At 44.1% G+C, this 12,540-nt stretch carries 14 protein-coding genes; 11 read left to right on the top strand and 3 right to left on the bottom strand.

Features of this window, described 5'->3' with window-relative positions; translation table 11 throughout:
- Positions 1 to 66 precede the first annotated feature (66 nt).
- On the top strand, positions 67 to 189 hold the full coding sequence (locus ACYQ5K_RS14120; protein ID WP_459777807.1) for a hypothetical protein: 123 nt from the start codon (positions 67 to 69) through the stop codon (positions 187 to 189).
- 140 nt (positions 190 to 329) lie between these two features.
- Here ACYQ5K_RS14120 and ACYQ5K_RS14115 read toward each other — a convergent pair whose 3' ends face one another.
- Complete coding sequence (locus ACYQ5K_RS14115; RefSeq protein WP_195230628.1) at positions 330 to 1,346, bottom strand: sugar kinase; 1,017 nt, start codon at positions 1,344 to 1,346, stop codon at positions 330 to 332.
- Positions 1,347 to 1,399: 53 nt separating this feature from the next.
- On the opposite strand from ACYQ5K_RS14115, the gene ACYQ5K_RS14110 reads away from it, so the two are divergent.
- From ACYQ5K_RS14110 to ltrA, 7 genes are all read left to right on the top strand, one after another.
- Positions 1,400 to 1,930: an IclR family transcriptional regulator gene (locus tag ACYQ5K_RS14110; RefSeq protein ID WP_195230627.1), complete on the top strand. Its 531-nt coding sequence runs from the start codon at positions 1,400 to 1,402 to the stop codon at positions 1,928 to 1,930.
- A 77-nt stretch (positions 1,931 to 2,007) separates the two neighbouring features.
- Positions 2,008 to 3,156 carry a galactonate dehydratase gene (gene dgoD, locus ACYQ5K_RS14105; protein WP_195230626.1) on the top strand — a complete coding sequence of 383 codons (1,149 nt, stop codon included), beginning with the start codon at positions 2,008 to 2,010 and terminating at the stop codon, positions 3,154 to 3,156.
- Positions 3,157 to 3,171: 15 nt separating this feature from the next.
- Positions 3,172 to 4,179, top strand: coding sequence for a TRAP transporter substrate-binding protein DctP (gene dctP / locus ACYQ5K_RS14100; protein WP_195230625.1), 1,008 nt, complete (start codon positions 3,172 to 3,174; stop codon positions 4,177 to 4,179).
- Positions 4,180 to 4,199: 20 nt separating this feature from the next.
- Entirely contained in the window at positions 4,200 to 4,712 is a 513-nt protein-coding gene (locus tag ACYQ5K_RS14095; protein WP_459777806.1) for a TRAP transporter small permease, read from the top strand.
- Positions 4,709 to 5,992, top strand: coding sequence for a TRAP transporter large permease (locus tag ACYQ5K_RS14090; RefSeq protein ID WP_195230622.1), 1,284 nt, complete (start codon positions 4,709 to 4,711; stop codon positions 5,990 to 5,992). Before ACYQ5K_RS14095 ends, ACYQ5K_RS14090 begins: the two co-directional genes overlap by 4 nt.
- A 21-nt stretch (positions 5,993 to 6,013) precedes the next feature.
- Entirely contained in the window at positions 6,014 to 6,682 is a 669-nt protein-coding gene (locus ACYQ5K_RS14085; protein ID WP_195230621.1) for a bifunctional 4-hydroxy-2-oxoglutarate aldolase/2-dehydro-3-deoxy-phosphogluconate aldolase, read from the top strand.
- Between the two features lie 532 nt (positions 6,683 to 7,214).
- Complete coding sequence (gene ltrA / locus ACYQ5K_RS14080) at positions 7,215 to 8,609, top strand: group II intron reverse transcriptase/maturase (RefSeq protein WP_195230620.1); 1,395 nt, start codon at positions 7,215 to 7,217, stop codon at positions 8,607 to 8,609.
- A gap of 77 nt (positions 8,610 to 8,686) precedes the next feature.
- On the opposite strand, the gene ACYQ5K_RS14075 is transcribed toward ltrA, so the two are convergent.
- A complete protein-coding gene (locus ACYQ5K_RS14075) occupies positions 8,687 to 8,983 on the bottom strand; it encodes a winged helix-turn-helix transcriptional regulator (protein WP_195230619.1) in 297 nt (98 codons plus the stop codon).
- Positions 8,984 to 9,137: 154 nt separating this feature from the next.
- On the bottom strand, positions 9,138 to 9,977 hold the full coding sequence (locus tag ACYQ5K_RS14070; protein WP_195230618.1) for an aldo/keto reductase: 840 nt from the start codon (positions 9,975 to 9,977) through the stop codon (positions 9,138 to 9,140).
- A gap of 210 nt (positions 9,978 to 10,187) precedes the next feature.
- On the opposite strand from ACYQ5K_RS14070, the gene ACYQ5K_RS14065 reads away from it, so the two are divergent.
- The 3 genes from ACYQ5K_RS14065 (at position 10,188) to ACYQ5K_RS14055 (ending at position 12,282) form a co-directional block, all read left to right on the top strand.
- Positions 10,188 to 10,760 carry a LysR family transcriptional regulator gene (locus tag ACYQ5K_RS14065; protein ID WP_195230617.1) on the top strand — a complete coding sequence of 191 codons (573 nt, stop codon included), beginning with the start codon at positions 10,188 to 10,190 and terminating at the stop codon, positions 10,758 to 10,760.
- A 27-nt stretch (positions 10,761 to 10,787) separates the two neighbouring features.
- Complete coding sequence (locus ACYQ5K_RS14060) at positions 10,788 to 10,976, top strand: hypothetical protein (RefSeq protein WP_459777805.1); 189 nt, start codon at positions 10,788 to 10,790, stop codon at positions 10,974 to 10,976.
- A 145-nt stretch (positions 10,977 to 11,121) separates the two neighbouring features.
- The gene (locus ACYQ5K_RS14055; RefSeq protein WP_195230614.1) at positions 11,122 to 12,282 is read left to right on the top strand and encodes an MFS transporter; all 1,161 of its coding nucleotides are present in this window, start codon (positions 11,122 to 11,124) and stop codon (positions 12,280 to 12,282) included.
- The last annotated feature ends 258 nt before the right edge of the window (positions 12,283 to 12,540 follow it).

The following is a 12,540-nucleotide window of genomic DNA, read 5'->3' as shown; positions in this document are numbered from 1 at the left end:
AACGCGAATAAAAACAATATTAATAATAAAAAGACATGTAAAGAGAAGATGTTAACAAAAGAAAATATGATTCAATTGTTATTAAAGAAAGATGTCGTTCCGGCACTTGGAACATTTTTAAAAAATCAAGAAAAGAGCCTGGAACTTCTGGCAGTGAAGAGGTTTGGGGATTATCTGGAATATAGATAAAAACGGATAGAAAAATCATAAAAGTTCAGGCTTAATGAGAGGAAAATTCATTAACCCTGAACTTTTTGCATTTCGGTAAGTCACCAAAGACTTTCCGGTTAAGAATAGAATTTAAGAAAAATGATAGTAAAGCAGGAAGCTTAACGGTTTAATTCCAGATGCTGGCTGCTTTTGTGTTCCCTGATAACGGAACAAAGTTCTTCGTAGTCAGAAGTTGGTAAGTCGCCCATGGTCGTGTTCTTGATCGCGCTGGCGGCATTCCCGAATTCCAGAGCCTTCTGGCAGTCTCCGTTTTCAGAGAGAAGACCAAATAAAGCACCGGATAAATAAGCATCCCCGCTGCCAAGACGATCGACGATGTCAATATTTTTATAAGGCTCTTCTTCGTAGAAGCAGTCCCTTTTTGCATCGTAGACCAGAGAATCGAAGGAATGTAGCTTTGGAGAGTGAACAGTTCTTCTGGTGGCTGCAACTACAGAGATTGGATAATCTCTGGTAAAGCTTTTCATAATTTCCGGCAGAGTGCCTTCCTTCAGAAAAGTCAGGCGTGCAGTGCTTTCAGAACAGAAGAAATAATCCACATATGGCAAAATCTGCTCGATCGTTTCTTTTGCTTCGGCTCCGCTCCAGAGATTGGCGCGGTAATTGACATCAAAAGAAATCTTTGCACCGCCTTTTTTGAATTGCCGGATCAGCTCGATCACAGTCTCCCGGAGAGCAGCTCCGAGAGCAAGGCTGATTCCGCTTACATGGAAGCAACGGGTATTCGTGTAAAGATCTTCCGGAATTTCGGAAAGCTTCAGTTTATTGACGGAAGTATTTTTCCGGTCATATACAACGCTTGGTTTACGAGGGGATGCACCAAATTCATAATAGTAGACACCGAGTCGTGCATCCTCTTCGGTATCATAGATCAGATAATCTGTAGAAAGTCCGCAGGCAGTAATGCAGTTGCGGATGTATTTTCCAAGATTATTTGCCGGCAGTTTGGTAATGATACCGGTGCGGAGCCCAAGAAGGGCAGCACCTGCGGCAACATTCAATTCTGCACCTCCGGCTTGCCGAAGGAAGGTATTTCCACGGACAAGCCGCTCATCGGAAGGTGCGCTCAGACGCAGCATAATCTCCCCCAGAGTCAGAAGGTCTAAAGTTTTCATTATATCTCACCTTTCTATTAGGGATCGGGCTATTTGAAGTCGGAAGCCGTTACATGCAGTGCTCTAATTCTTTTGAAGATATTACCGGAGTCCTGCAGGAGATTGTCCAGAAGTGCGGCGAGACAGTCCATTTTGGAATCCTGGACGGGGGAAATGTATTATACCTGTCAAAGGTAGATACGCTTGAGCCGGTGCGTATGTATGCGGCGATTGGGAAGCGTCTCCCGGCGTATGGAACCGGAATCGGCAAGGCACTTTTATCCGACTGCACTTATGAAGAATTAAAGCAATTATATCCGGATGGATTAAAACCTCTGACAGCCCATACAATCACCGATTTTGATGAATTGTATCGTCAGATACAGGAAATTAAGGAAAAAGCAATGGCATATGAATGTGAAGAATCCAATGAACTGATCCGTTGTATTGCAAAACCAATCTATAAGAATCAGAAGGTTGTTGCAGCAATCAGTGTAGCGGTACCAACTTTCCGTTATACGATAGAAAAACAGGAACTGATCGAGCGTCTTCTCAATGAATATGCGGTTTATGCAACGCAAATTGTAGCTTTTATGAATTTGTAGAGAGTATATCTGCAGAATCGTTTGCTTCTTTAACAACATGAGCGAATCTTCAACGTGGATATACGGAAAGGAATGTTATGAAAATTACAAAGATGAATCTCTATACGGTACCTCCGAGATGGTTATTTCTTGAAATCGAGACAGATGAAGGAATCACCGGATGGGGTGAGCCGGTCGTAGAAGGCAGAGCATCCATTGTAAAGACAGCAGTAGAAGATTTCAGTGATTACCTGATCGGCAAAGATCCGATGAAGATTGAAGATCACTGGCAGGCAATGTACCGTGGCGGATTTTACCGTGGAGGTCCGGAAGTGATGAGTGCGATTGCAGGAATCGACCAGGCACTCTGGGATATTAAGGGAAAATATTATAACGCACCGGTGTATGATCTCCTTGGTGGAAAATGCCGTGATAAACTGAAAGTCTATAGCTGGGTAGGCGGGGACAGACCATCTGATCTGTTAAATGGAATCCAGGTTCTGAAAGATTCCGGATGCACGGCAATCAAGATGAACGGTACAGAAGAGATGCATTATGTAGACGACTTCAGCAAGATTGAAGAGGTTGCAAACCGTATTGCACAGGTTCGTGAAAAATTCGGTTATGAGATAGGAATCGGGGTGGATTTCCATGGCCGTGTACATAAGACGATGGCAAAAGTACTTGCCAGAGAGCTGGATCAGTTCAAACTGATGTTTATCGAGGAACCTGTAATGGTTCAGAATAATGAAGCACTTAGAGAAATTGTAAAACATACATCAACTCCGATCGCAACCGGCGAGCGTATGTTCTCAAGATGGGATTATAAGAATCTTTTCATGGATGGATATGTGGATATCATTCAGCCGGACGTATCACATGCCGGTGGTATCAGCGAAGTGAAGAAGATCGTATCGATGGCAGAAGCCTTTGACGTGGCAGTTGCACCGCATTGTCCACTTGGACCGATCGCGCTTGCAGCATGTGTACAGATCGATGCCTGTACACCGAACGCATTTATCCAGGAACAGAGCCTTGGAATCCACTATAACAAAGGTGGAGATCTGCTGGATTATATTGAAAATAAAGATATGTTCCAGTTTGAAAACGGATTTATCCAGATTCCGGAAGGTCCGGGACTTGGCGTGGTTGTCAACAAGGAAAAAGTCCTGGAGGCAGCGAAAATCGGACACAACTGGAAGAACCCTGTCTGGAGAAACTATGATGGAACCATAGCAGAATGGTAGGATCGGAGGAGACAAATGAAAAATAGAATACTGAGTATGTTATTGATAGTTGCATGCACTGCTGGCACGATGACAGGATGCGCACTGCTCGAAAAAGAGAAGCAGCCGGATGCAAATGGAGTTCTTACGCTCAAAATTGCGCATGATTCAGCGGAAACAGTACCGGTAGCGATCGGTCTGGCGAAGTTTGAGGAACTGGTTGAGGAAAAGACCGATGGGAAAGTCCAGGTGGAAGTTTATAATAACGGACAGCTTGGAAGCACCAGCGACTACGTGGTAAATACACAACTTGGAACTCTGGATATGGCAGTGGTCAACCAGTCTGTTATGTCAAGTTATGTGGATGATGTGGCAGCAGTGGATATCCCGTATCTGATCGAGGACTACGATCATGCAGACCGTGTCTTTGAGGGAGAAACTGGTGAATATTATGCAAGCGAGATCCAGGATCTGATGGGAACCCATGTGCTTGATATCTGGGAAGTTGGATTCCGTGAACTGACCAACAGTGATCATCCAGTTAATTCTATCGATGATGTCAAGGGACTGAGAATCCGTACCATGGACAACAAGATCCATCAGGCATTCTGGAAATCCCTTGGGGCAGATCCGGTTCCGATGTCATGGAATGAAGCTTATACTGCAATGCAGCAGAAGGCAATTGACGGACAGGAAAATCCTCTGAGCATCATTCTTGGTAACAATGTAGCAGAAGTGAATAAAGAGCTTGCACTTACCGACCATGTATACAGTAGTATTTTCTTTTTGATCAGTGATAATGCATGGAATGCCCTGACCGATGAACAGCAGCAGATTTTTAAAGAATGTGCAAAGGAAGCCGGAGAGTACGAAAGACAGGAGCAGAGAGATCAGGAAGAGGATGCACTTGCCAAACTGGAAGAACTTGGAATGAAGGTAACTGAGCCGGATAAAACTGCTTTTATCGAAGCAAGTAAGAAATTCCAGGATCAGTATAAAGAACAGTACAAGACAGTTATTGACATGGTAAATGCCGCCAAATAGATGCTTAAAGGAGAAAAAGTATGTATAGAAAAATAGAGAAAGTGTTTGAAAAGGCACAGAACGTATTGCTTGTACTGACCGGAATCGCACTGGTACTGATGATGTGTGTTATCATGCTGCAGACACTGACAAGATATGTGATCTTTTACAGTCTTCCGTGGTCAGAAGAATTATCAAGATACCTGTTTGTTTTTGTAATTATGATTGGTCTGACACTGGCGATCAAGCAGGATATGCTGATCAGCATTGACCTGATCGACCGGATCCTTCCGGAGAAAATCGATAAATATGTAGATGCCATTCGAAAGATCATTGCACTGGTCGTAAGTGTGATCATCGTGATCTGCTGTACCAGACTGTACACGATCGGTATGCTGCAGAAAAGTCCGGCTATGGGAATTCCAATGATTGTCATGTACGGAACCATTTTTATCAGCTATATTTTTGCAGCAATCACACTGGTATTTAAGATTATTGATACGTTTATTGAAGCAAACAGTCCGGAGAAAAAAGAGGAGGTAGAAGAAGTATGAATTCAGCAGCAGTAGCATTGATTGTAGTTTTGATTATTGCGTTATTACTTGGCTTTCCGATCATCTGGTCACTGGCGCTTGCGAGCGTGGTTTCCATTGCCCTGAATCCGGAACTCCAGTTTGTTATCATCCCACAGAGATTATTTGCAGGAGCAGATTCCTTCTCTTTGCTTGCAGTTCCGGCGTTTATGCTTGCAGGTGATATTATGAGTAAGGGTGGTCTGTCAAAAAGACTGGTAGATTTTGCCAATGCCTTCTTTGGATGGATTTCAGGAGGGTTATCAATCGTAGCTCTTATTTCGTGTACCTTTTTTGCGGCAATTTCCGGTTCTTCCGTTGCTACAACGGCAGCAATCGGTGGGATTATGCATCCGGAAATGGTCAAAAAAGGATATCCGAGTGACTATTCAGCAGCTGTACAGGCAGTCGGTGGAACCCTTGGAATCGTTATTCCGCCGAGTATCGTATTCGTTATTTATGGAAATGTAACCGGAGCTTCCATTTCCGGTCTTCTGATGGCAGGTATCATCCCTGGAATCCTTGCAGGCGTGGCACTTTGTGTGTATGCATGGTATAAAGCAAAGAAAATGGGATGGCCAAAGGAAGATAAATTCGATGGAAAAGTTGCTTTAAAGGCAACAAAAAATGCAATCTGGGCACTTCTGATGCCGGTGGTTATTCTTGGAGGAATCTATGCCGGAATCTTTACACCGACGGAATCCGCAGTCGTAGCCGTATTCTATGGTGTGTTGGTATGTCTGTTGGTTTACAGAGAAATGAACCTGAAAAAACTCTGGGAAATCCTTAAAGGAACAGCAGTATCCACAGCCAATATCATGATGCTGGTTGTAACGGCACAGGTATTTGCTTACCTGATCACTTACTATAATATTCCGGCAGCAGTTGCAAGCGTGGTAATCAGCGTATGCCATTCCAAAGCAATCTTCCTGTTAATGACGATCCTTCTGATGGCGATTGCAGGAATGTTCATGGATAATGGTTCGATTATCCTGATCCTTGGTCCGATCCTTGCACCACTTGCAGTGATGTATGGAATCAATCCGGTTCATTACGGACTTCTGATCGTATTCGTACTTGCAATGGGACAGGTTACACCTCCGTTCGGAACCTGTATGTTTGTAGCGTGTGGAATCAGTAACAGACCGGTAGCGGGTGTGGCAAGAGCACTGCTTCCATTTATCGGAGTGGAAATCGTGTGCGCAATCTTGTTCGCATTCATTCCGGCACTGTCAACATTTTTACCGAATCTGCTTGGTTAGTTTGTAAGGGAGATGGAATTGATGAAGAACAGAGAAATTGTAAAAGAATGGATCTATGAACATAAAATCGTGGCGATCGCAAGAAGAGTAAAACCGGAGGATATGGTAAATACGGCAAAGGCTCTTTTTGAAGGTGGAATTCGTTCGTTGGAAATTACTTTTGACCAGGCATCAGACACTTGTATTGCAGACACCGCTGCTTCGATTTCACAGGTAAAAGAAGCACTTGGTGATCAGATGTGTGTTGGTGCCGGTACGGTTATGACGGTAGAACAGGCAGAGGCGGCAAAGGAAGCCGGAGCCGATTTCGCACTTGCGCCGGATACTAACGTGGATGTGATCCGTAAGATCAATGAACTTGGGATGGTATCGGTACCGGGAGCGCTTTCCCCGACTGAGATTGCCACAGCTTATCATGCAGGGGCAACCATCGTAAAATTATTCACTGCAGATACTCTGGGACTTTCTTATGTGAAAGCAGTCCGCGGACCGATCAGCCATGTACCGCTGATGGCAGTTGGCGGAGTGAGTCTCGATAATTTTAAAGATTTCCTGGACAGTGGATTTACCAGTGTGGGAATCGGATCGAATATCGTGCGGAATGATCTGATTGAAAAAGGGGAATTTGAGAAAATCAGGGAGCTTGCAAAAGCATATACAGATAAATTGCAGGAACTGAAAACTGCATAAAGAGAACAGAAATTTTTACACATTTGGATGCGTAAGAAAGTCATAAAAAAGGTTTAGCTGAACAATAAAAATTCGGCTAAACCTTTTCTTTAGTGCGCCTGGCGGCGCACGTTTCTAACTGGTGCAAGTCCAGAATCCGCCCGGTAGTGGGAAGGATATAGCCGAAGGCAAGAGTGTCCATCGTGAGGTGGAATTTGAAGGAAGCTGGATGTGGGGAACCTACTAACCCACGGGCAAATCTCTGGTCTGACGAACAGAAATCACATAGAAGGCTGTGCATGAGGGTAAGGCTGCTAAGCAAGTCAAAGCCCAATAACTACACGGAATCATGTATGGTAAATGTGGCAGATGGATGGAGAGAAAGAAACGTGTGGTACCCGGGGAGGTCTGTGCGGTACGCCTTGAAAGAGGTAACCATTGCCCAAAGTAGTGCTGAACGCACAGAAGTCAGCAGAGGTCATAGTAGCCGAGAGGTGAAGGACCGAATCAGTAGGAGTCTTGAGTATGACCGAGAAAGGAGGAATGATCGTCTATGGCAGAAAACATTGAAAACAATGGCTGTTCGCAAAGAGATAATGCGGAACATGAAGGGTATGTGAAAGCGTCTAGGTCATTCAATCGGATATGGAAAGAAAGAGACAGTGCACAGCCGAGACTTTTGGAAGTGATACTGTATAAAGACAACTTTAACAGAGCGTACAAGAGAGTTAAGGCAAACAAGGGAGCACCAGGAATTGATGGCATGACCATTGAGGAGGCTCTTCCATATCTAAAGGAACATCAACAAGAGATAACCGACCGCATTTATCGTGGAAAGTACACTCCGTCTCCAGTAAGACGAGTTGAGATTCCCAAAGCAGATGGTGGTGTGCGAAAGCTTGGCATACCAACAGTGGTAGACCGTACACTTCAACAGGCAATAACCCAACAGTTAGTGCCAATCTATGAACCGCTGTTTGCAGAGGGTAGCTATGGCTATCGTCCGAACAGAAGTGCAAAAGATGCAATACTTAAGGTTAAGGAGTATGCAGAACAAGGCTATACATTTGCTGTAGTCCTTGACTTGTCAAAGTACTTCGATACTCTTAATCACGAAATTCTTATCAATCTTCTCCGAAAGAATGTAAAAGATGAACGTGTAGTACAGCTGATAAAGCGCTATCTGAAGAGCGGAGTAATGGAAAACGGAGTGGTTATTGACACAGAGGAAGGCTCACCACAAGGGGGAAATCTATCACCATTGCTGGCAAATGTCTATCTCAATGAGTTCGACCAGGAATTCCTGAAAAGAGGTGTTCCATGCATAAGATATGCAGATGACATTGTGCTTCTTGCAAAGAGCAAGCGAGCATCAGAGAGACTCTTGGAAAGCAGTATGAAATATCTTGAGGAGCGGTTGAAACTTACAGTCAACCGAGAAAAGAGCCGTACTGTCAGCGTGTTTGCAATCCGAAATTTTAAATTCCTTGGCTTTGCACTGGGAAAGAACGGAAAAGGCATTTATGTCCGAGTTCATCCGAAGTCATGGAAGAAGTTTAAGTCTAGACTGAAGGAGTTATCTTCTCGTAAGCGTTGTCAGTCAATCAAGCCAAGCCTTGAGAAAATCAAGGTGTATGCGAGGGGATGGCTTAACTACTACGGAATTGCAAGTATGAAGAACAACATAGATGACATCAACGGATGGCTCTATCACAGAATACGCGTGTGTATATGGAAACAATGGAAATTGCCCAGAACAAAGAAGAGGAATCTGATAAAAATGGGAATCCATGAATACTATGCGAACATGGCGGCAAACTGTCGAAGGGGACACTGGTATTGTGCCAATCTGACGACAGTCAAGAAAGCCATGACAAAAGAAAGACTGATAAACAGTGGCTTTTATGATTTAGCCACAGCCTATCAGTCTGTGCACGTCAACTATTGAAAGCGCCGTATACCGAACGGTACGTACGGTGCTGTGAGAGGACGGCGGTTAGTCACCGCCTCCTACTTGATTATGTATTACCCCCATTCGACCATGGAATCCAGGATTGGCTTCAGGGACTGTCCGAGATCACTTAATGCATATTCAATTCTCGGCGGCACTTCCGGGTAGACGGTCCGTGTGATCAGTCCGTCTTCTTCCATGGAGCGGAGGCTGTCGGTGAGAACCTTCTGGCTGATACCGTCCAGATCTTTTTTCAGTTCATTGAAACGCCATGGGCGGACAAGCAGGTTCCGGATGATGAAAGTTACTGGGGATACTGGTCGAAGCAGGCTATGCTTGAAGACATTGATCTGGATGTAACACCACTTCATAAAGTGCTTCTTGAGATGCTTTCCGGGAAGAAATTTTTTGTACTGAATACCAATGCGGATATGGCGGAGAGTATACGGGATATTGCGGAAAAATTGGGAAAATAAAAGATCTTACAAAAATACCAGTGCAGGTGTTTTTGACACTTACATCATTTTATAAAATCGACATAAACCACTCTACCGTTTTCGGATCATAGTGAGAGAAGAATAAGCTTTCTCCGCCGTCCAGTGCTTCAATTTCTGCCATTTCTTCTGCAGTCAGTGTGAAATCGAAGAGGTCAAAGTTCTGCTGCATACGGTCTTTGTGGACAGACTTCGGAATGATTACCACATCACTCTGAAGAAGGAAACGAAGAGCTGTCTGTGCGGCAGTTTTTCCATATTTTTCACCGATTTTTGTCAGAACCGGATTGGTGAACATATCGTTACGTCCTTCTGCAAATGGTCCCCATGATTCAATCTGACAGCCGTATTTCTGCAGGTATTCTTTCGCAACTTTCTGTTGCTGGAACACGTGTGTTTCAATCTGGTTTACAGCCGGTTTGATTTCTGCAAAATGCTGGATGTCCAGATAGCGGTCCGGTCCGAAGTTGGATACACCGATGGCGCGCAGTTTTCCTTCTTTGTAAAGTTCTTCCATAGCGCGGTAGGTTCCGTAGTAGTCACCGAATGGCTGATGGATCAAAAGCAGATCCAAGTATTCTGTCTGTAATTTCTTCATGGATTCTTCGATGGATGCCTTTGCCTTTTCGTATCCGGCATTGGTGATCCATACCTTTGTGGTCAGGAAGAATTCTTCACGCGGAAGTCCGCATTCTTTTAAGGCAGCTCCTACGCCTTCTTCGTTATAATAAGCCTGTGCAGTATCGATGCTGCGGTAGCCGACCTCGATGGCATCGAGCACACAGCGCTTTGTATCTTCTGCCGGAGTCTGGTATACACCGTATCCGAGCTTTGGCATTTTGATTCCATTATTCAAGGTTACATATTCCATAATTCTAAACCTCCATTTTTCTGAAATGAATTTTCTCCTGTTGTATCGGGACGAGCGCAGCTGTATTTTTCAACTTACGCTGTTGGAACGATCATTGGAGAAATTTATGTCTGTTTACAAATCTTACTTTACAACGCATTTCCAGAAATGTACACTATTGATATCGCAATCTGCATTTCAGAAAATGAAAAGTAAAACAGGAGGAAAGTCATGCTGGATTTATATGAGCTAAAACAATTTGCCGCGTTTGCAGATCTCGGAACCTTGTCAAAAGTGGCGGAAGAATTTCATCTTTCCACTCCGTCGATCACCCGTTCCATGCAGAATCTGGAGGAGAGCTTTGGAGTAAAATTATTTTTAAGGGGAAAGAACCGGATTGAATTAAATGAAACAGGGAAGGCAGCAGTAGGGTATGCACGGAAACTTTTACAGGAAGCGGACCGGGCTGTGGAGCAGGTGAGAGCATTTGATCTGAGGCAGAAGACGATTGTGGTCAGGTCCTGTGCGCCGGCACCGCTCTGGGAGCTTCTGAAAAAACTGAACCACACAGATCCTGGCAAGATGATATCGTCCGCAATCTGCCAGAATGAAGAGGTTCTGGTTTCATTAGGTGAAAAATCCTGTGATATTGGGATCCTGCCATTTCCGGTAGAAGGGGCGTATGAATTTATGAAGGAGAATTTGTTTGTCTGCGTTCCACCGGAGCATGAGCTTGCCCGGCAGAAGGAGCTTACTTTTGAGGAAATCAATGGATTTAATTTTTTACTGCGCACAGAACTTTGATTTTGGGATACCATGTGCCGGGAAAAGATGCCTTCCTCGAAATTTCTGGTGCAGACAGATACGGACGCATTTAACGAACTGGTGAGAGCTTCTTCGCTGCCGTGCTTTATAACAGATTATATTCAGGAAAAGGAGATGGAGGATTACGTAAGGATCCGGATTCCGATCACGGATCCAGAGGCTAAGGTGACATTTTATGTCAAAGAATTGAGCTGAAAAGCTCCTGAACGGGAGAAAATTTCAGGATGCTGTTTTTCATATGTCTTTTCATTCATGCACCAGATTGCTATAATATTTCGTTTTGCACGCTTATTTTATGGTATACTGTACTGGATATTAAATGATGCAAGGGAGAACAAACATGAATTTTTTACTGGGAATTATATACCTTTCATTTATCAGCCTCGGACTGCCGGATGCGCTTTTAGGATCTGCGTGGCCGAAGATGTATCTGGAATTTCAGGTTCCGGTCTCATACGCCGGTGCAATCTCAATGATCATTGCGCTTGGAACGATTCTTTCAAGTCTGCTCAGTGACCGGCTTACCAGAAAATTTGGCACAGGAGCAGTAACGGCAACCAGTGTTGGAATCACGGCATTTGCACTCTGGGGATTTTCCATCAGTCACAGCTTCTGGATGCTGTGCATCTGGGCGATTCCTTATGGACTTGGAGCGGGGAGTGTGGATGCTTCTTTGAATAATTATGTGGCACTACATTATGCAAGTAAGCATATGAGCTGGCTGCACTGTATGTGGGGAGTTGGGGCAACGCTTGGCCCTTATATTATGGGTGCTGCACTTACCGGTGGTGCATCCTGGAATACCGGGTACCGGATCATTTCTGTGATGCAGGTTGTCCTCACAGCGATTATTGTATTCAGTCTTCCTAAATGGAAAGGAAGAAATGTTCCCGCGGAAGAACATACAGAGAGCAAACCGCTTTCATTAAAAGAAATTTTAGCGATACCGGGAGCAAAGGCGATTATGATCTGCTTTTTCTGTTATTGTGCAGTGGAGCAGACGACCATGCTCTGGGCGAGCAGTTATCTGAATCTGGCAAAGGGTGTGGCAGCGCAGACGGCGGCTTCATTTGCCGGGATGTTCTGCATCGGTATTACGATTGGGCGTGGAATTAATGGATTTATCGCAATGAAACTGAAAGACAGCCAGATGATCCGGATGGGGCAGGCAATCATTTTTCTTGGAATTGTCGTGATGATGCTTCCGTTTGGGGATGTATTTTCATTACTTGGATTTTCACTGATCGGTCTTGGATGTGCGCCGGTTTATCCTTGTATTATTCATTCTACGCCGGAACATTTTGGAGCGGAACGCTCTCAGGCACTGATCGGGGTACAGATGGCAAGTGCATATGTTGGAACCTGCCTGATGCCACCGTTATTTGGATTGATGGCAAATCATATTTCCATTCATTTACTTCCGGTTTATCTGCTTATTTTACTGGCTGTGATGGTGTGGATGCATGAATTGTTAAATAAGACGGTAAGTGGGAAAGAGTAACGAAAATTGTATAAAAGGCATTATATGCAATCGCGTGAAAATGTGCTGAGATGTATTTTTTATAAGACAAAAGACGGGAGACAAAGTAAAAATGTCGCTCGCCTTTTGTGGATTGAAAGAGATTATTTGGAAGAGTTCAGCACTTGTAAAATTTTTTCAACATCGTAATCTGGTGCGTGTTTTAACATAATATAGCAAGAATTCTCCTTCCTCTGCAGGTGTGAACTTAAATGAAAAACTAATTTCCAGCTGTAGATT

The sequence above is a fragment of the Allocoprococcus similis genome (assembly GCF_054660775.1).
This window is presented reverse-complemented; position numbering and strand designations above follow the sequence as displayed.